The 19,501-nt window shown below is 67.6% G+C and carries 21 protein-coding genes; 17 read left to right on the top strand and 4 right to left on the bottom strand.

The genetic code is table 11. The annotated features are described in order from the left end of the window. Window positions 1-87: 87 nt before the first annotated feature. From rpsB to gloA, 15 genes are all read left to right on the top strand, one after another. A complete protein-coding gene (gene rpsB, locus ABAZ39_RS08060) occupies window positions 88-873 on the top strand; it encodes a 30S ribosomal protein S2 (protein WP_038528344.1) in 786 nt (261 codons plus the stop codon). A 115-nt stretch (window positions 874-988) separates the two neighbouring features. Continuing rightward, window positions 989-1,918, top strand: a complete 930-nt coding sequence (tsf, locus tag ABAZ39_RS08055; RefSeq protein ID WP_038528340.1) for a translation elongation factor Ts — start codon at window positions 989-991, stop codon at window positions 1,916-1,918. 54 nt (window positions 1,919-1,972) lie between these two features. Then, window positions 1,973-2,728 carry a UMP kinase gene (gene pyrH / locus ABAZ39_RS08050; protein ID WP_014240152.1) on the top strand — a complete coding sequence of 252 codons (756 nt, stop codon included), beginning with the start codon at window positions 1,973-1,975 and terminating at the stop codon, window positions 2,726-2,728. Between the two features lie 3 nt (window positions 2,729-2,731). Beyond that, on the top strand, window positions 2,732-3,289 hold the full coding sequence (frr, locus tag ABAZ39_RS08045; protein WP_014240153.1) for a ribosome recycling factor: 558 nt from the start codon (window positions 2,732-2,734) through the stop codon (window positions 3,287-3,289). Window positions 3,290-3,293: 4 nt separating this feature from the next. Continuing rightward, window positions 3,294-4,031, top strand: coding sequence for an isoprenyl transferase (locus ABAZ39_RS08040; protein WP_038528337.1), 738 nt, complete (start codon window positions 3,294-3,296; stop codon window positions 4,029-4,031). Continuing rightward, on the top strand, window positions 3,976-4,824 hold the full coding sequence (locus ABAZ39_RS08035; RefSeq protein WP_081862921.1) for a phosphatidate cytidylyltransferase: 849 nt from the start codon (window positions 3,976-3,978) through the stop codon (window positions 4,822-4,824). The genes ABAZ39_RS08040 and ABAZ39_RS08035 overlap by 56 nt, the downstream gene beginning before the upstream one ends. 7 nt (window positions 4,825-4,831) lie before the next feature. Next, window positions 4,832-6,022: a 1-deoxy-D-xylulose-5-phosphate reductoisomerase gene (locus ABAZ39_RS08030; RefSeq protein ID WP_038528334.1), complete on the top strand. Its 1,191-nt coding sequence runs from the start codon at window positions 4,832-4,834 to the stop codon at window positions 6,020-6,022. A gap of 54 nt (window positions 6,023-6,076) precedes the next feature. Beyond that, window positions 6,077-7,210 carry an RIP metalloprotease RseP gene (rseP, locus tag ABAZ39_RS08025; protein ID WP_014240157.1) on the top strand — a complete coding sequence of 378 codons (1,134 nt, stop codon included), beginning with the start codon at window positions 6,077-6,079 and terminating at the stop codon, window positions 7,208-7,210. 80 nt (window positions 7,211-7,290) lie between these two features. Then, a complete protein-coding gene (bamA, locus tag ABAZ39_RS08020) occupies window positions 7,291-9,609 on the top strand; it encodes an outer membrane protein assembly factor BamA (RefSeq protein ID WP_247881556.1) in 2,319 nt (772 codons plus the stop codon). Between the two features lies 1 nt (window position 9,610). Beyond that, window positions 9,611-10,189, top strand: a complete 579-nt coding sequence (locus ABAZ39_RS08015; protein ID WP_038528331.1) for an OmpH/Skp family outer membrane protein — start codon at window positions 9,611-9,613, stop codon at window positions 10,187-10,189. Window positions 10,190-10,408: 219 nt separating this feature from the next. Continuing rightward, window positions 10,409-10,879 (top strand): 3-hydroxyacyl-ACP dehydratase FabZ, encoded by a 471-nt coding sequence (fabZ, locus tag ABAZ39_RS08010; protein WP_014240160.1) that lies wholly within the window; start codon window positions 10,409-10,411, stop codon window positions 10,877-10,879. Then, entirely contained in the window at window positions 10,876-11,664 is a 789-nt protein-coding gene (gene lpxA / locus ABAZ39_RS08005) for an acyl-ACP--UDP-N-acetylglucosamine O-acyltransferase (RefSeq protein ID WP_038528327.1), read from the top strand. The genes fabZ and lpxA overlap by 4 nt, the downstream gene beginning before the upstream one ends. A 52-nt stretch (window positions 11,665-11,716) precedes the next feature. Next, window positions 11,717-12,559: an LpxI family protein gene (locus ABAZ39_RS08000; protein WP_038528324.1), complete on the top strand. Its 843-nt coding sequence runs from the start codon at window positions 11,717-11,719 to the stop codon at window positions 12,557-12,559. Then, window positions 12,556-13,776 (top strand): lipid-A-disaccharide synthase, encoded by a 1,221-nt coding sequence (gene lpxB, locus ABAZ39_RS07995; protein ID WP_038528321.1) that lies wholly within the window; start codon window positions 12,556-12,558, stop codon window positions 13,774-13,776. Before ABAZ39_RS08000 ends, lpxB begins: the two co-directional genes overlap by 4 nt. Further along, window positions 13,773-14,168, top strand: coding sequence for a lactoylglutathione lyase (gene gloA / locus ABAZ39_RS07990; RefSeq protein ID WP_014240164.1), 396 nt, complete (start codon window positions 13,773-13,775; stop codon window positions 14,166-14,168). Before lpxB ends, gloA begins: the two co-directional genes overlap by 4 nt. A gap of 6 nt (window positions 14,169-14,174) precedes the next feature. Here the strand turns inward: gloA and ABAZ39_RS07985 are convergent, their stop codons facing one another. Further along, complete coding sequence (locus tag ABAZ39_RS07985) at window positions 14,175-14,702, bottom strand: GNAT family N-acetyltransferase (RefSeq protein ID WP_038528318.1); 528 nt, start codon at window positions 14,700-14,702, stop codon at window positions 14,175-14,177. Between the two features lie 121 nt (window positions 14,703-14,823). On the opposite strand from ABAZ39_RS07985, the gene ABAZ39_RS07980 reads away from it, so the two are divergent. After that, window positions 14,824-15,744 (top strand): LysR substrate-binding domain-containing protein, encoded by a 921-nt coding sequence (locus tag ABAZ39_RS07980; RefSeq protein ID WP_051657873.1) that lies wholly within the window; start codon window positions 14,824-14,826, stop codon window positions 15,742-15,744. Between the two features lie 55 nt (window positions 15,745-15,799). After that, window positions 15,800-16,408: a glutathione S-transferase family protein gene (locus ABAZ39_RS07975; RefSeq protein WP_038528315.1), complete on the top strand. Its 609-nt coding sequence runs from the start codon at window positions 15,800-15,802 to the stop codon at window positions 16,406-16,408. A 4-nt stretch (window positions 16,409-16,412) separates the two neighbouring features. Here the strand turns inward: ABAZ39_RS07975 and ABAZ39_RS07970 are convergent, their stop codons facing one another. The 3 genes from ABAZ39_RS07970 to gltX form a co-directional block, all read right to left on the bottom strand. Next, window positions 16,413-16,619: a hypothetical protein gene (locus ABAZ39_RS07970; protein WP_014240168.1), complete on the bottom strand. Its 207-nt coding sequence runs from the start codon at window positions 16,617-16,619 to the stop codon at window positions 16,413-16,415. Then, on the bottom strand, window positions 16,612-17,925 hold the full coding sequence (gene gltA, locus ABAZ39_RS07965; protein WP_038528311.1) for a citrate synthase: 1,314 nt from the start codon (window positions 17,923-17,925) through the stop codon (window positions 16,612-16,614). The genes ABAZ39_RS07970 and gltA overlap by 8 nt, the downstream gene beginning before the upstream one ends. A 94-nt stretch (window positions 17,926-18,019) precedes the next feature. Beyond that, complete coding sequence (gene gltX, locus ABAZ39_RS07960; RefSeq protein WP_038528308.1) at window positions 18,020-19,432, bottom strand: glutamate--tRNA ligase; 1,413 nt, start codon at window positions 19,430-19,432, stop codon at window positions 18,020-18,022. Between the last annotated feature and the right edge of the window lie 69 nt (window positions 19,433-19,501).

Raw genomic sequence — 19,501 nt, 5'->3', positions numbered from 1 at the left:
CCCTCGGCTTTACCCCGATGGCCCGATCCGGTGTCCTGTCAAACGGACAGTGCCCGCGGCGGAGCAACCGGAAAAGGACTTTTCCAAATGGCTATTCCGTCTTTCACCATGCGCCAGCTGCTCGAAGCCGGCGTCCACTTCGGTCACCACACCCGTCGCTGGAACCCGAAGATGGGTCCGTACATCTTCGGCGTGCGCAACGGCGTGCACATCATCGACCTGGAGCAGACCGTCCCGGCTCTGCACCGCGCCCTGCAGGCCGTCCGTGACGTCGTCGCCGGCGGCGGCCGCGTCCTGTTCGTCGGCACCAAGCGCCAGGCCCAGGAGAAGGTGGCCGAGGCCGCGTCGAAGTGCGGCCAGTACTACGTCAACCACCGCTGGCTCGGCGGCATGCTGACCAACTGGAAGACCATCTCCCAGTCGATCAAGCGCCTGCGCGAGATGGAAGAGCGTCTGGGCGGCGACACCTCGGGCCTGACCAAGCGCGAAATCCTCGAGCTGACCCGTGAGCGCGACAAGCTGGAGCGCGCGCTGGGCGGCATCAAGGAGATGGGCGGCCTGCCGGACGTCCTCTTCATCATCGACACCAACAAGGAGTCGATCGCGGTCAAGGAAGCCAACAAGCTCGGCATTCCGGTCATCGCGGTGATCGACAGCAACTCCGATCCGGACGGCGTGGCCTTCCCGATCCCCGGCAACGACGACGCCCTGCGCGCCATCGACCTGTACTGCGAGCTGGTGAACGGCGCCGTGCTCGACGGTCTGCAAGCTGAGATGAGCGCCGCCGGCATCGACGTCGGCTCCTCCGAGGAGGCTCCGGCCGAGCAGCTGCCGGAAGAGGAAGGGGCCGAGGCCGAACAGGCCCAGGCCTGATCCCGGTGATACGGGGCAGCCGGGCCTTATGACCTATGGCCCGGCTGCCTTTTTTATGAGTTGTTTGGATCAACCCGATCCGCTTGGATCTGTTCGGAAGGAAGAGGGCGAAACCATGGCCGAGATTACCGCCGCGCTCGTCAAGGAACTGCGCGAGAAGACCGGCGCGGGCATGATGGACTGCAAGAAGGCGCTGGCCGAGACCCAGGGCGACCTCGAGGGCGCCGTTGACTGGCTGCGCAAGAAGGGCCTCGCCGCCGCCGCCAAGAAGTCCGGCCGCGTCGCCGCCGAGGGTCTGGTCGCCGTCGCCACCGCCGGCACCGCGGGCGCCGTCGTCGAGGTGAACGCCGAGACCGACTTCGTCGCGCGCAACGACAAGTTCCAGGCCTTCTCCCTGAAGGCCGCCGAGCTGACCCTGTCGGGTTCGGGCGACGTCGAGGGCCTGAAGGGCACCGCCTATCCGGACGCCGGCCGCACGGTCCAGGAAGAGCTGACCAACCTGATCGCCACCATCGGCGAGAACATGAACATCCGCCGCTCGGCCAAGCTGTCGGTCCCGGCGGGCGTCGTCGTGTCCTACGTCCACTCGGCCATCGCGCCGGGCCTCGGCAAGATCGGCGTTCTGGTCGCCCTGGAGTCGACTGGCGACGCCGCCAAGCTGAACGATCTGGGCAAGCAGATCGCCATGCACATCGCCGCCGCCCGTCCGGACGCCCTGGACATCGCCGACGTCGACACCTCCGCCCTGGAGCGTGAGCGCAACGTGCTCGCCGAGCAGGCCCGCGCCTCGGGCAAGCCGGAGAACATCGTCGAGAAGATGCTCGAGGGCCGCATCCGCAAGTACTACGAGGAAGTGGTGCTGCTGGAGCAGACCTACGTGATCGATGGCGAGACCAAGGTCCGCAAGGTGGTGGAGAACGCCGCCAAGGACGTCGGCGCCCCGGTCAAGGTGACGGGCTTCGTCCGCTTCGCGCTGGGCGAGGGCATCGAGAAGGCGGAGAGCGATTTCGCCGCCGAAGTCGCCGCCGCCGCCGGCCAGAAGTAAGGACCCGGCGACCCGCCGCACGCACTCTTCACACCAACCGGGAGAAAGCCCCCCATGGCCCAGACCACCGGGACCACCGAGCCGGCTGACGGCATCCGCTTCAAACGAGTCCTGCTGAAGGTGTCGGGCGAGGCGTTGATGGGTCAGCGCGACTACGGCCTCGACCCGGAGGTGGTCAACCGCGTCGCCAACGAGGTGAAGGCGGTGATCCAGCTGGGCGTCCAGGTCAGCCTGGTCATCGGCGGGGGCAACATCTTCCGCGGCGTGAAGGGTGCGGCGAGCGGCATGGAGCGCGCCTCGGCCGACTACATCGGGATGCTCGCCACCGTCATGAACGCCCTGTCGATGCAGAGCGCTCTGGAACGGATGGGTGTCGCGACCCGCGTGCAGTCGGCCATTCCCATGTCGTCGGTGTGCGAGCCCTACATCCGGCGCCGCGCCATCCGGCACATGGAGAAGGGCCGTGTGGTGATCTTCGCCGCCGGCACCGGCAACCCCTTCTTCACCACCGACACCGCCGCCGCGCTGCGCGCGTCGGAGATGGGCTGCGACGCTCTGCTGAAGGGCACGCAGGTGGACGGCGTCTACACCGCCGACCCGAAGAAGGTGAAGGACGCGCAGCGTTACGAGCGCCTGGGCTATCTCGAAGTCCTGGCGAACGATCTGCAGGTGATGGACGCTTCCGCGATCTCCTTGGCGCGCGAAAGCCACATCCCCATACTCGTGTTCTCGATCCACACCCCCGGCGCTTTCGCCGAGGTGATGCAGGGCCGGGGCAAGTTTACGATCATCAACGAAGAAACGGAGTGAGCCGTGGCTGCGCCCGATGCATCGGATCTCAAGCGCCGCATGGAAGGAGCGCTTGAGGCGTTTCGCAAGGAGTTGAGCGGTCTGCGCACCGGCCGTGCCTCCGCCAGCCTGCTTGAGCCCGTCACCATTGAGGCTTACGGCGCCAGGATGCACCTCAAGGAGGTCGGCACCGTCAGCGTGCCGGAGCCGCGCCTGATCGTCGTGCAGGTGTGGGACCGCGGCATGGTCAAGGCCGTGGAGAAGGGCATCCGCGATTCCGGCCTCGGCCTGAACCCGCAGACGGAAGGCCAGTCGATCCGCGTGCCGCTGCCCGACCTGACGCAGGAGCGCCGCAAGGAGCTGGCCAAGGTCGCCCACAAGTACGCCGAGCAGGCCCGCGTCGCCGTGCGCAACGTGCGCCGCGACGGCATGGACGGCCTGAAGAAGGCCGAAAAAGCCGGCGACATCTCGCAGGACGAGCACAAGGGGCTCGGCGAGAAGGTCCAGGCGCTGACCGACCAGTACATCAAGCTGGTCGACGATGCGCTTGCGGCGAAAGAAAAGGACATCATGCAGGTCTGACGGCATGCGCGACGCGGAAGACAGCCGCCCCCTGCGCCCGCCCGCGCACGTGGCCGTGATCATGGACGGCAACGGGCGTTGGGCGAAGTCCAGAGGGCTGCCCCGCACCGCCGGCCATAAAAAGGGCGTGGACGCCGTCCGCCGGACGGTCGAAGCCGCGGGCGAACTGGGGATCGGCTATCTGACGATCTTCAGCTTCTCGTCCGAGAACTGGCGTCGGCCGGAGGAGGAGGTGTCCGACCTCATGCAGCTCCTGCGCTTCTACCTGCGCAGCGAGATTGCCGACCTCCACCGCAACGGCGTGCGCCTGCGCGTCATCGGCGACCGGGCCCGCCTGTCCAAGGACATCATCGGGCTGATCGACAACGCCGAGACTCTGACCCGCGACAACCGCAAGCTGACCCTCGTGGTGGCGTTGAGCTACGGCTCCCGCCAGGAGATCACGCTGGCGGCGCGGCGTCTGGCCGAAGAGGTGAAGGCGGGGACGCTCGATCCCGAGGACATCACCGAGGACCGGCTGTCCGAACGCCTGTTCACCGCCGACATCCCGGATCCCGACCTGATCGTCCGCACCAGCGGCGAGAAGCGCATCAGCAACTTCCTGCTCTGGCAGGCGGCGTATGCCGAGCTGGTCTTCGTGGACACGCTCTGGCCTGACTTTTCCAAGCGTGACCTGGAGGCGGCGATTGAAGAGTTCCACCGACGGGAACGTCGCTTCGGCGCAACCACCGGCACCCGCTAAATCCGGCGATCTGAAGACGCGCGTCATTTCGGCGCTCGTCCTGGCTCCGCTCGTCCTGGCCGCGGTCTGGGCCGGCGGCTGGATTTTCCACGCCCTGATCGCGCTCGGCGCCGTGGCCTCCGCCGTGGAATGGGGCAACCTTGTTCCCTGCCGCCGCAAGGGTGCAGCCATCGCGTTATCGGTGGCCGGCGTCCTGCTGGCGCTGGCCGCGCAGGTCGCCGCCGGGCCATGGGCGGCCGTCGTCGTCGCCATCCTGGCCACGGCCGGCGTCGCGGTGGCCTCGGGCGGGCCGGACCGCGGTCTGTCCGGAGGCGGCGTCCTCTACATCGTCGCCGGTCTGGCGGGTCTGATGTGGCTGCGCGACGATCCGGACTCCGGCCTCGCGCTGTTCCTCTTCACCATGCTCGGCGTCTGGGCGACCGACATCGGCGCCTACGCCGCCGGACGCACCATCGGCGGGCCGAAGCTGGCCCCGCGCATCAGCCCGAAGAAGACCTGGGCCGGCCTGATCGGCGGCATGGCCTCCTCCGCCCTGGTGGGGTGGGGGGTGGCTTTGGCCGCGGGCGCGCAACGGCCGCTGCTGGCTCTTGCGGTGGGCGCCGTCCTCGCCGTGGTGGCGCAAGCGGGCGACCTCTTCGAATCCGCGGTCAAGCGCCGTTACAACGTGAAGGACAGCGGCCATCTCATTCCTGGTCACGGGGGAATCCTGGACCGCATCGACGGGCTGCTCAGCGCGGCTCCGGTGCTGGCCCTGTTCCACGCGACCATCGGCACGGCAATCGCATGGTGGTGACGGGGTCATGGTTGTGAAGGCTGAAGGGGCGGAGAACGCACCGCGCCGCGTGACGATCTTCGGTTCGACCGGGTCGGTCGGCACGCAGACGGTGGACCTTGTCGCCCGCGAACCGGAACGCTTTCCGGTGGAGGCGCTGACCGCCAACCGCAACGTCGCCCTCCTCGCCGAGCAGGCGCGGCAACTCCGCCCCAAGCTGGCGGTGGTCGCCGACCCCGCCGCCTACGCCGACCTCAAGGAGGCGCTGGCCGGTACCGGCGTGGAGGCCGCCGCCGGCCCGCAGGCAGTGGCCGAGGCCGCCGAGCGTCCCGCCGACTGGGTGATGGCCGCCATCGTCGGCGCCGCCGGGCTGGAGCCCACGCTGGCCGCCGTGCGCCGCGGCGCCTGCGTCGCCTTCGCCAACAAGGAGGTTCTGGTCTGCGCCGGCGCTTTGATGATGGAGGAGGTGCGCCGCCACGGCGCCAACCTGTTGCCGGTCGACAGCGAGCATTCGGCGATCTATCAGGTTTTCGACTTCGACCGGCTGGACAGCGTGCAGCGCCTGATCCTGACGGCGTCCGGCGGCCCCTTCCGGACGAAGGACCGCGCCTTCATGGCCGCGGCGACGCGCGAGCAGGCGGTCGCCCACCCGACCTGGGAGATGGGCGCCAAGATCTCCATCGACAGCGCCACCATGATGAACAAGGGGCTGGAGATCATCGAGGCGCATTTCCTCTTCGGCGTCCCCGAAGAGAAGATCGACGTGCTGGTCCATCCCCAATCGGTCGTGCATTCGCTGGTCGAGTATGTGGACGGCTCGGTCCTGGCGCAGCTCGGCACGCCGGACATGCGCACGCCGATCGCCTACGCGCTCGGCTGGCCGGCGCGCATCCCGACGCCCGCCGAAAGGCTGGACCTCGTCAAGGCCGCAACCTTGACCTTCGAGGCGCCGGACCCCGAGCGATTCCCGGCCCTGAGGCTCGCCCGGGCCGCCTTGCAAAGCGGTGGGGGCGCTCCTACTATTCTCAGTGCCGCCAACGAGGTGGCCGTGCAGGCGTTTCTCGACCGCCGGATCGGCTTTCTCGACATCGAACGGATCGTCGAGGGGGTGTTGGGCACGCTGCCGCACCGGCCGCTCCGCGACCTGGGCGCGGTGCGCGACACCGATGCCGAGGCGCGCCGCGTGGCGGCCGACCGGGTCGCGGCCCTGGCACGCTGAGTCTTTTTCCGGGCGCGGACCGCGAAGGAGCCGCTCCGGGATGCAAAGGATGTGATGGACGTCATGGGCGGCTTCGGGACCACGCTTCTGTCTTTTCTGCTGGTCCTCACCGTGCTCGTGTTTGTGCACGAACTCGGCCACTACCTCGTGGCGCGCCGCAACGGCGTGCGGATCGAGGTCTTCTCCATCGGCTTCGGCCCGGAGCTGTTCGGCTGGACCGACCGCTCCGGCACGCGCTGGAAGTTCAGCGCCATCCCGCTCGGCGGCTATGTGAAGATGTTCGGCGACGCCGACCCGGCGAGCACGCCCGGCGCCCACACGCAGAGCATGAGCGCCGAGGAGCAGGCGGTCTCCTTCCACCACAAGCGGCTCGGCCAGCGGGCGGCCATCGTTGCGGCGGGACCCATCGCGAATTTCCTGTTCGCCATCGTCGCCCTGACCATCCTCTTCGCCACCGCCGGCCAGTCCTTCACGCCGCCGGACGTCGGCGGCGTGCAGCCGGGCAGCGCCGCGGAGCGCGCCGGGCTGCAGCCGGGCGACCTGATCGTCTCGATCAACGGCAGCGGCATCCAGCGATTCGAGGAAATCCGGCAGATCGTCTCCATGCAGCCGGGGGCGCCGCTGGAGATGGTGGTGCAGCGCGATGGGCGTTCGGTCAATCTGACGGCGACTCCGGACGTGCGCGAGGTCACCGACCGACTCGGCAACACCCACCGCATCGGCCAGCTCGGAATCATGCGCGGCGGGGCGGAGACGAAGCGCCACGACCCGCTGACCGCCCTGTGGCAGGCGGGCCGGGAGGTCGTCGGCATGGTCTCCGGCACCTTCGTGGCGCTCGGCCAGATGATCGAGGGCTCACGCGGCACCGAGGAGTTGGGCGGGCCGCTGCGCATCGCCCAGATGTCCGGCGAGGTCGCGCAATCCGGCTGGTACCCGCTGATCTGGTTCATGACCTTCCTGTCCGTGAACCTCGGCATGATCAATTTGTTTCCGGTTCCGCTGCTTGACGGCGGCCATCTGATGTTTTACGCCCTTGAAGGACTCCGTGGGCGTCCTCTCGGACCTAAAGCGCAAGAATACGGTTTCCGCATCGGGCTTGCTTTGGTATTAACGCTCATGGTTTTCGCCACGTGGAACGATCTCGTTCAGCTTCGCGTGGTGGATTTCTTTAGGGGGCTCATTTCCTGAGGGATGCCCCCAAAGCCAGGGAGCGAGCTTTGCGGGTGTCGAGCAGGGTTCTGGCGTTCGGCCTGATGGCCGGTTGCGCCATGACGACGGTTTCTCTTGCCCTTTCCCACGCAGCCTGGGCCCAGGCGGGCGCGCCCAATCCGGGGGTGGCGAAGTCCGCCGCCTTCGGTGACGGGACGCTGGTGGCGCAGATGTTTTCGGGCGGCACCATCCGGGACATCCGGGTGGAGGGCGTCCAGCGCATCGAGCCGACGACCGTCCGCTCCTACCTCGCGGTGGCGCCCGGCGATCCCTTCGATCCCGACCGCATCGACCAGTCGCTGAAGGCCCTGTTCAACACGGGCCTGTTCGCCGACGTCGTGCTGAAGCGCGACGGCGACGTGCTGGTGGTGCAGGTGGCGGAAAACCCGATCATCAACCGCATCGCCTTCGAGGGGAACCGGCGCATCGAGAAGGAGAATCTGGAGAAGGAAATCCAGCTCCGTCCCCGCGTCGTCTACACCCGCACGCGCGTCCAGAGCGACGTGCAGCGCATCCTGGACATCTACCGCCGCCAGGGCCGCTTCGCCGCGACCGTCGAGCCGAAGATCATCCAGCTCGACCAGAACCGCGTCGATCTGGTGTTCGAGATCAACGAGGGTGTGCGCACCGGCGTGCGCAGCATCACCTTCATCGGCAACGAGAAGTTCTCCGACGGGACGCTGCGCGAGGCGATCCAGACGCGGGAAAGCGCTTGGTGGCGCTTCATGACGTCGGACGACAACTACGATCCGGACCGCCTGAACTACGACCGCGACCTGCTGCGCCGCTACTACCTCAAGGAAGGCTACGCCGACTTCCGCGTCGTCTCCGCCGTTGCGGAGCTGACGCCGGATCGCGAGGACTTCGTCATCACCTTCACGGTGGACGAGGGCGAGCGCTACAAATTCGGCAAGATGGACATCAGCACCTCCCTGAAGGCGTTGGACCCGGAGCAGCTGCGCAGCGTGCTGACCACGCGCGAGGGCGACTGGTACAACGCGCAGGAGGTGGAGAACACCATCACCAAGCTGTCCAACGCGGTCGGCGACCTGCAATACGCCTTCGTGGACGTTCGGCCGCGGATTTCGCGCAACCGCGAAAACCAGACCATCGACATCGTCTACGACATCGTCGAGGGGCCGCGCGTCTTCGTGGAGCGCATCGACGTGACGGGCAACGTGCGCACGCTGGACAAGGTGGTCCGGCGTGAGATGCTGCTGTCCGAAGGCGACCCGTTCAGCACGACCAAGCTGCGCCGCTCCGAGCAGCGCATCAAGGATCTCGGCTATTTCGAGCGCGTCAACATCACCACCGCGGAGGGCTCGGCGCCCGACCGCACCGTGATGAACGTCGAGGTGACCGAGCAGTCGACCGGTGAAATCTCCATCGGTGCCGGCTACTCGACCTCGGACGGTCCGCTGGCCGACTTCTCGATCCGTGAGCGCAACCTGCTGGGCCGCGGCCAGGATCTGCGCTTCGGCGCCACCGTGTCGGGCAGCCGCCAGGAATACGACGTCTCCTTCACGGAGCCCTATTTCCTCGACCGCGACCTGTCCGCCGGCTTCGACCTGTTCCGCATCACCCGCGACTATCAGGACGAAAGCTCCTTCGACGAGAAGAGCACCGGCATGGCCTTGCGCATGGGCTATCCGCTGACGGAGAATCTGCGCCAGCGCGTCTACTACCAGCTCCAGAACACCGACATCACCAGCGTTCCCAGCTCGGCGTCCCGGTACATTCAGGACCAGAAGGGCTCGCGCCTGACCTCGCTGATCGGGCAGGAGTTGACCTACGACCGCCGCAACAGCCGCCTGAGCCCGACCGAAGGCTATTACATCCGGTTGACCAACGATCTTGCGGGTCTGGGTGGCGACGCGCGCTTCCTGCGCAACCGTCTCGGCGCCGGCTACTACCTGCCGCTGTTCGACGACAGCTGGGTCGTCAGTGCCACCGGCGAGGTCGGCTACATCGTCGGCATCGGTGACGACGGCATCGCCTTGTCCGATCGCTTCTTCATCGGTGGCGACACGCTGCGCGGCTTCAACACCGCCGGCATCGGCCCCCGCGACCTGCGCACCGGCGACGCCCTGGGCGGCACCCGCTACTACCGCGGTTCGGTGGAGATGAGCTTCCCGGTCGGTCTGCCCGAGGAGTTCGGACTGAAGGGCCACGCCTTCTCCGACGTCGGCACGCTGGGCAAGGTCGACATCAACGATCCGCTCGTCCCCGACGACGAATCGCTCCGTCTGTCGGTCGGTACCGGCTTGTCCTGGCGCTCGCCCTTCGGGCCGATCCGCCTTGACTTTGCGATCCCGATTCTCAAGGAAGATTACGACAAGAAAGAGATCTTCCGTTTCAGCTTTGGAACCAGGTTCTAACATGCAGCTCAGCAAGCTCAGGGCGCTGGTCGCCGCCGGTGCGGTGTTGGCGGGCGTCGCGATGGCGACGCCGTCCTTCGCCCAGGACAAGCCGACCGACAACCTCAAGGCGCCGGTCATCGCGGTGGTCGACGTTCAGAAGATCATGCAGGAGTCGAACGCCTCGAAGGGTGTCTCGAAGTCCTTCGAATCGTTGCGCGAGACCTACCAGAAGGAAATCGCCTCGCTGGAGGACAAGCTGCGCAAGTCCGAGGAGGAATTGCGCAAGCAGCAGACCGTGCTGGCTCCGGACGCGCTGGCCAACAAGCGCCGCGACTTCGAGAAGCAGGTCGGCGAGGTCCAGAAGACGGTGCAGAGCCGCAAGCGCGCCCTGGAAAACGCGCTTAACGAGGCGATGGCCGTCGTTCACAAGAGCATGGTGGAGATCGTGGCCGACGTCGCGCGCGAGCGTGGCGCCAATCTGGTCCTCGCCCGCCAGCAGTTCGTTCTGGTCGACACCCAGCTCGACGTGACGGACGTCGTGCTGGACCGGGTGAACAAGAAGCTGCCCCAGGTCGCGCTGACCGTTCCCAAGCAGTAAGGCGCAAGCGGCAGTAAGGCATAAGCGGATGAGCCGCCGCGCTTCCTCAGGGAGGCGCGGCGGCTTTTTCGTTTGCGCCGGGTGTGGGGAGGAGCCGCACCGTCCACGGCGTCGGGATTGCCAAATCCCTGGAAATGGGGCACAAGGGGCGTCGTCCCGTGCCGCCGCAGGCGAAGCGCGGGGCGTTTTCGTGGAATTTGAAAGGCGGGCGGCCGGACCATGGATGTGACGGCGGACAACAAGAAGATAGCCGACCTCGACATCATGCGGATCATGGAAATGATCCCGCATCGCTATCCGATTCTGATGATCGACCGGGTGATCGACATCACGCTGGGCGAAAGCGCCACCGGTGTGAAGAACGTCACCATCAACGAGCCGTTCTTCCAGGGTCACTTCCCCTCGCGACCGGTGATGCCGGGCGTGATGATCATCGAGGCGATGGCGCAAACCTCCGCCGTGCTGGTGGTTGCCACGCTGGGCAAGGAGTCCGAGGGCAAGCTGGTCTACTTCATGACCGTGGACGAGGCGCGCTTCCGCCGTCCGGTCACGCCCGGCGACACCATCCACATCCATGTGAGCAAGCAGCGCCAGCGCGCCAACGTGTGGAAGTTCAAGGGCGAGGCCAAGGTCAACGGTGTCCTGGTCGCCGAAGCCGTCTATTCCGCCATGATCCTGGACGAGAAATGAGCGTTTCCATTCACCCGACGGCGGTCGTCGATCCGGCCGCCAGGCTGGGCGAAGACGTTTCCATCGGTCCCTTCTGTGTGGTTGGACCGGATGTCCAACTCGGCGACCGCGTGCGGCTGACCTCCCATGTGGTGGTCGAAGGCCGCACGCGCATCGGCGAGGACTCGGTCATCTACCCCTTCGCGTCCATCGGCCACCGCCCGCAGGACCTCAAGTTCAAGGGCGAGCCGTCCGAACTGATCATCGGGCGCAACAACCAGATCCGCGAGCATGTCACCATGAGCCCCGGCACCGAGGGCGGCGGCATGGTCACGCGGGTCGGCGACAACGGCTTGTTCATGGTCGGCGTCCACATCGCCCACGATTGCGTCGTCGGCGACCACGCGGTCCTGGCGAACAACGCCACGCTGGCCGGCCATGTCCATCTGGGCGATTTCGTGACCATCGGCGGTCTGTCGGCGGTCCGCCAGTTCGTCCGCATCGGGTCGCACGCCATGATCGGCGGCATGTCCGGTGTCGAGAAGGACGTGATCCCCTATGGCCTCGTCATGGGCGACCGGGCGCGTCTGGCCGGCCTGAACCTCGTCGGGCTGGAGCGCCGCGGCTTCCAGAAGGACGAGATCCACGCCCTGCGCGCCGCCTATCGCCTGCTGTTCGGCAACGAGGGCACCTTCGCCGAGCGCATGGAGGAGGTCGGGCGCGACATGGGGCAGCAGACGCTGGTCGCCGACGTGCTGACTTTCGCGCGCGCCTCGCGGTCGCTCTGCCAGCCGCGCGAGGGCTGAGGGGCCTTCACGCCCCTCTTTTTACGTTCCGTTTCCTGGGAGAGTCCCGGCCATGTCGCAGCCTCTTCCCAAGCTCGGCATCCTGGCGGGCGGCGGCACCTTGCCGGCCCGCATCGCCGCCGCGGTGCGCGGCCAGGGGCGCGAGGTCTTCGTGGTCGCCTTCGACGGCCACACCGACCCAGCCACCGTCGAGGGACTCCCCCATCTGTGGAGCCGCTTCGGCGCCGCCGGCAGCATCATCGACCGGTTGAAGAAGGAAAAGGTCGGGGAACTGGTCTTCGCTGGACCAGTGCGTCGGCCGTCCTTCACCGAGCTTCTTCCCGACTGGTACACCACCAAGTTCCTCGCCAAGGTCGGCACCCGAGCGCTGGGCGACGACGGGCTGCTGCGCTCCGTCGCGCGCGAACTCGAAGGGGAGGGGTTCCGCGTGGTCGGCCTGCACGACCTCCTCGGCGAGCTTCTCACTCCGGCGGGGCCGGTGGGCCGGCTGCGGCCGGACGCCGAGGCCGAACGCGACATTGCCCGCGCGGTCGAGGTCGCCCGCACGCTCGGTGCGCTCGACGTCGGACAAGGCGCCGTGGTCCAGCAGGGGATCGTGATCGCCGTGGAAGCCATCGAGGGCACCGACGCCATGCTGGCCCGCTGCGCCGGGCTGGCGCGTCCTGGACCGGGCGGCGTGCTGGTCAAGGTGAAGAAGCCGCAGCAGGACCGACGCCTCGACCTGCCCACCATGGGAGTGACGACGGTGGAGAACGCCGCCCGCGCCGGTCTGCGCGGCATTGCCGTCGAGGCGGGCGGCAGCCTGCTGGTGGACCGTGCCGCGGTGGCCGAGGCCGCCGACCGGCTGGGTCTGTTCGTCGTCGGCATCACCGTTGCGTCGGAGACCCGGTCGTGAGCGATCCGTTGATTTTCCTGATCGCTGGGGAGCCCTCCGGCGACGCGCTGGGCGCGCGGCTGATGGCCGCTTGCAAACGGCTGACCGGCGGGCGGGTGCGCTTCGCCGGCATCGGCGGCGAGAAGATGGTCGCGGAGGGGCTGGAGAGCCTGTTCCCGATGGGCGAGCTGACTCTGTTCGGCGTGTTCGAACTGCTGCCCCATCTGCCGAACCTGCTGCGCCGCATCGACCAGACGGTTGCCGAGATCCTGCGGCTGCGGCCTGACGCGGTGGTGGGCATCGATTCGCCGGGCTTTACCGTGCGGGTGTCCAAGCGGGTCAAGGCGCAGGCGCCGGACATTCCGCTCATCCACTATGTGGCGCCCACTGTCTGGGCGTGGAAGCCGAAGCGCGCCGCCAAGTACGCGGCGATCTACGATCATCTGCTGGCCATCCTGCCCTTCGAGCCGCCCTATTTCGAGAAGGAGGGGCTTCCCTGCACCTTCGTCGGCCATTCGGTGGTGGAGAGCGGCGCCGGGCATGGCGACGCACAGCGCTTCCGCGAGACCCATGGGCTGGCAGCGGATGCGCGGGTCGTCGCCGTCCTGCCAGGAAGCCGGAAGGGCGAGGTGTCGCGCCTGCTTCCCGACTTCCGCGCCACGCTGGAACGCTTGCTGCCGTCTCATCCGGGGCTGGTCGCCGTGGTGCCGACCGTGGCGACGGTGCGCGACCGCGTGGCGGCGGAGGTGGCGGGGTGGCCGTTGCGCACCATCCTCGTCGAGGGCGACGCTCCGAAATACGATGCCTTCGCGGCGGCGGAGGCCGCGCTGGCGGCGTCCGGGACGGTGGCGCTGGAGCTGGCGCTGGCCCGCCTGCCGACGGTGATCGCCTACCGCCTCAACCCGGTGACGGTGGCCTTGTACCGGCGGCTGATCCGGGTCAAATACGTCAATCTGGTCAATCTGATGCTCGACCGCATGCTGGTGCCGGAACTGCTTCAGGAGGACTGCCGGCCCGACCGGCTGGCGTCCGAACTGGGCCGCCTGCTCGACGATCCCGCCGCCCGCGCGACGCAGATCGACGGTGTGGCGGAGGTGGCGCGCTGGCTGGGGCAGGGCGGAGCGCCGCCCAGCGAACGCGCCGCCCAGGTCGTGCTGGAGGTTGCCGCCGGCCGGTTGGATAAGACGAGGCCGGATAAAACGAGAGCGCAAGAACCCGCTTGGGAGACGAGACCATGAGCCAATTCCGCCTGCTGCACACGATGCTCCGGGTCTATGATCTGGAGAAGTCGCTGGACTTCTACACCCGCCTGCTCGGCATGAAGCTGCTGCGCCGCAACGATTATGAGGGCGGTCGCTTCACGCTGGCCTTCGTCGGCTACGGCGATGAGAAGGACACCGCCGTCCTGGAACTGACCCACAACTGGGACCAAGCCGAGCCCTACGCCATCGGCACCGCCTACGGCCACATCGCGCTGGGCGTGCCGGACATCTATGCCACCTGCGAGCAGCTCGCCAAGGAAGGCGTCAAAATTCCGCGTCCGCCCGGCCCGATGAAGCACGGCACCACCGTGATCGCCTTCATCGAGGACCCGGACGGTTACAAGGTCGAACTGATCGAGACGAAGTAAGCGGTCTCACAGCGTTTTGTAGAAGAGGACGGTGTCGTGAAAGGCGCCGTCCGCTTCCACCGTGTAGCCGGGAATCAGCCCGGCGCGACGCCAGCCCGTCGCTTCGTAGAAGGGCTCGCCGCTGTCGCCCTTCAACGTGTCGAGCACCAGCAGCGACCGCCCCAGACCACGGGCCGTGTCCTCCACCGCCGCCATCAGCCGTCGCGCGACTCCGTTCCGCCGATGGCGGGTGAAGACGAGCAGCTTTTGCACCTCGGCGCGGTGCGCGCCATTCGGCTTGGTGCAGAGCGCCAACTGGACGCTTCCCAGCACGTCTCCGTCCGGCCCGCGGGCGATCAGCAGCCGGTGCGCGCCAGCGGAGAGCTGGGCGGCCACCCCGTCCCAGAACGCCCGTTTCCAATGTGGTTCCAGCGGGGCGTGGTAGCCGACCGAGGCGCCGCCGTTCACGGTGTCCTCCAGAAGGGTTTCAAGCTCCACCCGCAGGCGGCGGTCGTCGAGAGCGGGAACGTTGGTGATGGCCAAGGGGGTCGTCATGGGAAGCACCGGGATGGTTCTGTTCGTGCCCCAAGCCTGCCCGCCGCTTCATCGGTCCACAATTGACTTCGCAGGGCAGGGGTGTGAGGAATTCTCACAGCGAAACCCAGCAGCGCCGCCGATGCCGCGTCTTCCCTTCACCGCCCTGGCCGCCTTCGAAGCGGCGTCCCGGCACGGCAGCATGACGCGCGCCGCCGACGAGCTTGGCCTGACCCATGGGGCGGTCAGCCGTCAGGTCGGCGATCTGGAAAAGCGGCTGAAGGTCCGTCTGTTCGACCGCACCCCGCAGGGGCTTCACTTGACCGACGCCGGACGCGATCTCGCGCAGGCCTGCACCGCCGGGCTGGGGCGGGTCCAGGAAAGCTGGGACCGCATCGCCGGACAAGGGCCGGAACGGTTGCGTATCGCCGCGCCGCGCACCTGGGCGGCCTTGTGGCTGGTCCCGCGGCTGGGGCGCTTCCTGGACGGCCGGCCGAACCTGCGGCTGGACATCGAGGGGGGCAACAGCGAGCGCGCGTCGGAGGCCGAGGCGGGCTGGGCGGTGATCCGCTACGTGCGCGGCGGCGATCCTGGTCCCGCGGGGGCGCTTCTGTCGGAAGAGCCGCTGTTTCCGGTCTGTGCGCCGTCGCTGGCCGGGCGGCTGTCCGGCCCGGCCGACCTGTCCCGCCAGACGCTGCTGCATTATCAGGCGTCGCCGGACTGGAGTCTGTGGCGCGCTGGCAGCGGGGTAAGTCTGGATGGAGCGGGCAGCCTGAGCTTTTCGGAATCGGTGATGGTGATCCAGGCAGCCATGGCCGGGCAGGGGATCGCGCTGGGGCGCCCGTCGCTGGTGCTGGAGGCGCTGGAAGCGGGACGGCTTGTCTGCCCCTTCGGACCGGCGGTGCCCTGCGGCGACCGCTATGTGCTGACCGCACCGGCCGAAGGGCGCGGACGCGGCGTGCTCCGCGCCTTCCGGAACTGGCTGCTGGCGGAGGCCGCTGCGGATCGGGCGCGGTTGGAGCGGCTCGGCGTACCGTTTCCGCAGGGCTGCGCTGGCGCCTGATTCCGTTTCGTGTTTATATCCGCCATCGGATGGATTTGGAGCGGAGACACGCCCCATGCTGCGCCTTTACGACAACCTGTCTTCCGGAAACGGCTACAAGTGCCGGCTGCTGCTGCACAAGCTCGGCATTCCCTATGAACGGATCGAACTGGACATCGACCGGGCGGAGACCCGCACACCGGAATTCCTGGCCCGCAATCCGAACGGCCGCATTCCGACGCTGCAATTGGAGGACGGCAGCCATCTGCCGGAATCCAACGCCATCCTCTGGTATCTGGCGGAGGGCACACCTTACCTGCCCGACGACCGGGAGGGACGCGCGCGGGTCCTGCAATGGATGTTCTTCGAGCAGTACAGCCACGAACCGAACGTCGCGACCGTGCGCTTCTGGATCACGCACCACGTGGAGATGACGGAGGAGCGCAAGCTGGGGCTGGTGACCAAGCGCCGGCTCGGCCACGACGCGCTGGGTGTCATGGACGGGCATCTGGCGGAGCGCCGCTTTTTCGTGGGCGATCGCTTCAGCATCGCCGACATCGCGCTCTACGCCTACACGCATGTGGCGGAGGAGGGTGGGTTCGACCTGTCCGGCTATCCGGCGGTGCGCGCATGGATGGAGCGTGTGGCGGCGGAAGGGCCGCACATCCCGATCACCCAGGGCTAGACGGTCAGATCAGCACCACCGCGGCGATCATCGCCACAATCACCGCATAGAAGACGATGCGGCGAAGCCGCCGCGAGAGCGGCGGCTTGTTGTCGTTCGCGGCGGGCTGGCCCTGACGGACCCGCCGCGCCGGAACGATGAACGCAGCCGGGCTGCGGGCGGCTCCGTCGGAGCCGCCCGTCCCGATGTGTGCTGTCGGCCGGTTAGCCACGCTCGGCCAGCGGGATGAAGTCCCGCTTGGTCGCGCCGGTGTAGAGCTGACGCGGACGGCCGATCTTCTGGACCGGGTCCTCGATCATCTCCTTCCACTGGGAGATCCAGCCGACGGTGCGCGCCACGGCGAACAGCACGGTGAACATGCTGGTCGGGAAGCCCATCGCCTTCAGGATGATGCCCGAGTAGAAATCGACGTTCGGGTACAGCTTCTTCTCGACGAAGTACGGGTCTTCAAGGGCGATCTTCTCCAGCTCCATGGCGATGTCGAGGAGCGGCTCGTCCTTGATGCCCAACTCGGCCAGGACCTCGTGGCAGGTCTTGCGCATGACTTGGGCGCGCGGGTCGTAGTTCTTGTAGACCCGGTGGCCGAAGCCCATCAGGCGGAAGTTGTCGTTCTTGTCCTTGGCGCGGCGGACGATCTCCGGGATGCGATCGACGGAGCCGATCTCCTCCAGCATCTTCAGCACGGCCTCGTTGGCGCCGCCATGGGCCGGACCCCACAGCGAGGCGATGCCGGCGGCGATGCAGGCGAACGGGTTGGCGCCCGACGAGCCGGCCAGACGGACGGTCGAGGTCGAGGCGTTCTGCTCGTGGTCGGCGTGCAGGATGAAGATCTTGTCCATGGCCTTGGACAGGACCGGGTTGACCTTGTACGGCTCGCACGGCGTGCCGAAAGTCATGTAGAGGAAGTTCTCGGCGTAGGACAGGTCGTTGCGCGGGTACATGAACGGCTGGCCGACCGAGTACTTGTAGGCCATCGCGGCGATCGCCGGGATCTTGGCGATCAGGCGGTGCGCGGCGATCTTGCGCTGCACCGGATCCTCGATGTCCGTCGAGTCGTGGTAGAAGGCCGACAGCGCGCCGACGACGCCGCAGAGAACCGCCATCGGGTGGGCGTCGCGGCGGAAGCCGCTGTAGAAGCGGGTCAGCTGCTCGTGCACCATCGAGTGGCCGCGCAGGATGCCCTCGAACTCTTCCTTCTCGGCGGCGTTCGGCAGGTGGTTGTTGAGGAGGAGGAAGCAGACCTCCGGGAAGGTCGCGTGCTCGGCAAGGTCGTCGATGGCATAACCGCGGTGCAGCAGAACACCCTCATCACCATCGATGTAGGTGATCTTGGACTCGCAGCTGCCCGTCGAAGTGAAACCCGGATCGTAGGTGAAACAACCGGTCTCGGCGTAGAGCTTGCGGATGTCGATCACGTCCGGACCCGTGCTTCCCTTCATCACGGGCAGGCTGACCTGCTTGCCAGTCCGGTTGTCGATCAGGGTGAAGGTATCGGCCTTGTCCGCGGTTTGGGTCATCTCGGCACGTCCTTATCTTTAGGGTTGGGGCTTAACGCCCTTTTCGAATGCGCGCAGCATAGTTCTATGCCGGGCGGATATCAACGCACGGAAGTTATCCCCGTGCTGCAGTTGCGGCATCCTTCATCCGGGCCAGTGTTTCCGCGCGGCCGAGGATCTCGGCCACCTCGAAGATGGGGGGCGACACGGTGGAACCGGTGAGCGCGGCGCGCAGCGGCTGGGCGATCTTGCCCAGCTTCTCGCCCCGCTCCTCGGCGAAGGCGCGCACCAGCCCTTCGAGGGCGGCGGCGGTGAAGTCGGCCTCGGCCTCGAAGCGGGCGGCAAGGTCGGTCAGGACGCCGCGGCCCTTCTCGTCCAACAGCGCGGTGGCCTTCTCGTCCATCGCCAGCGGACGGGCGGCGAGGTAGAAGCGGGCGCTCTGGGCGAGATCGACCACGGTGCGGGCGCGCTGCTTCAGCCCGTTCATGGCGCGGGTCAGCAGATCGCGTTCCGACTCGGTCAGCGCGCGGCCAAGCTCGGCCTCCAGCCGCGGGGCGGCCAGACCCACGAGGCGGGCGTCGTCGGCCTGCCGCATGTAGTGGGCGTTCAGGTTCTCCAACTTGGCGAAGTCGAAGCGCGAGGGGGAGCGCCCGATGCCCTCCAGGTTGAACCACTCCACGGCCTGTTCGGTGGAGATGATCTCGTCGTCGCCGTGCCCCCAGCCGAGCCGCAGCAGGTAGTTGCGGATCGCCTCCGGCAGGTAGCCCATGTCGCGGTAGGCGTCGACGCCCAGCGCGCCGTGGCGCTTCGACAGCTTGGCGCCGTCCGGACCGTGGATCAGCGGGATGTGGCCGAACTCCGGCAGGTCCCAGCCCATGGCGTTGAAGATCTGGATCTGGCGGAAGGTGTTGGTCAGATGGTCGTCGCCGCGGATGACGTGGGTCACGCCCATGTCATGGTCGTCCACCACCACCGCCAGCAGATAGGTCGGGGTGCCATCGGCGCGCAGCAGGATCAGGTCGTCGAGCTGGGCGTTCTGCACGGTCACCTCGCCCTGGACGCGGTCCTTCAGGACCGTTTCGCCCTCCTGCGGCGCCTTCAGGCGGATCACCGGCTTCACGCCGGCCGGCGCCTCGGACGGGTCGCGGTCGCGCCAGCGCCCGTCGTAGCGCACCGGCTGACCCGCGGCCTTCTGGGCGGCGCGCATCTCCTCCAGCTCCTCGGGGCTCGCGTAGCAGTAATAGGCGCGGCCGGCGGCCAGCATCTGCTGCGCCACCTCGGCGTGGCGGTCCTTGCGGGCGAACTGGCTGACCGCGTCGCCGTCCCAGTCGAGGCCGAGCCAGGACAGGCCGTCGAGGATGGCGTCCACCGCCGCGTCCGTCGAGCGCTGGCGGTCGGTGTCCTCGATGCGCAGCAGATACGTGCCGCCGTTGCGTCGGGCGTACAGCCAGTTGAACAATGCGGTGCGGGCACCGCCGATGTGGAGAAAGCCGGTGGGCGACGGGGCGAAACGGGTGACGACGGTCATGGGAGGCTCAATTCCAGGTTCGGCGCTGCTACAGTGCTGCGGCGGCCGAGATGCGGCTGCTGCGGTGCG

Source organism: Azospirillum argentinense (assembly GCF_000632475.1).
In the GTDB taxonomy this organism is placed as follows: domain Bacteria; phylum Pseudomonadota; class Alphaproteobacteria; order Azospirillales; family Azospirillaceae; genus Azospirillum; species Azospirillum baldaniorum.
The sequence above is the reverse complement of the archived record's forward strand: the minus strand, read 5'-3'. Positions and strand labels throughout refer to the sequence as shown.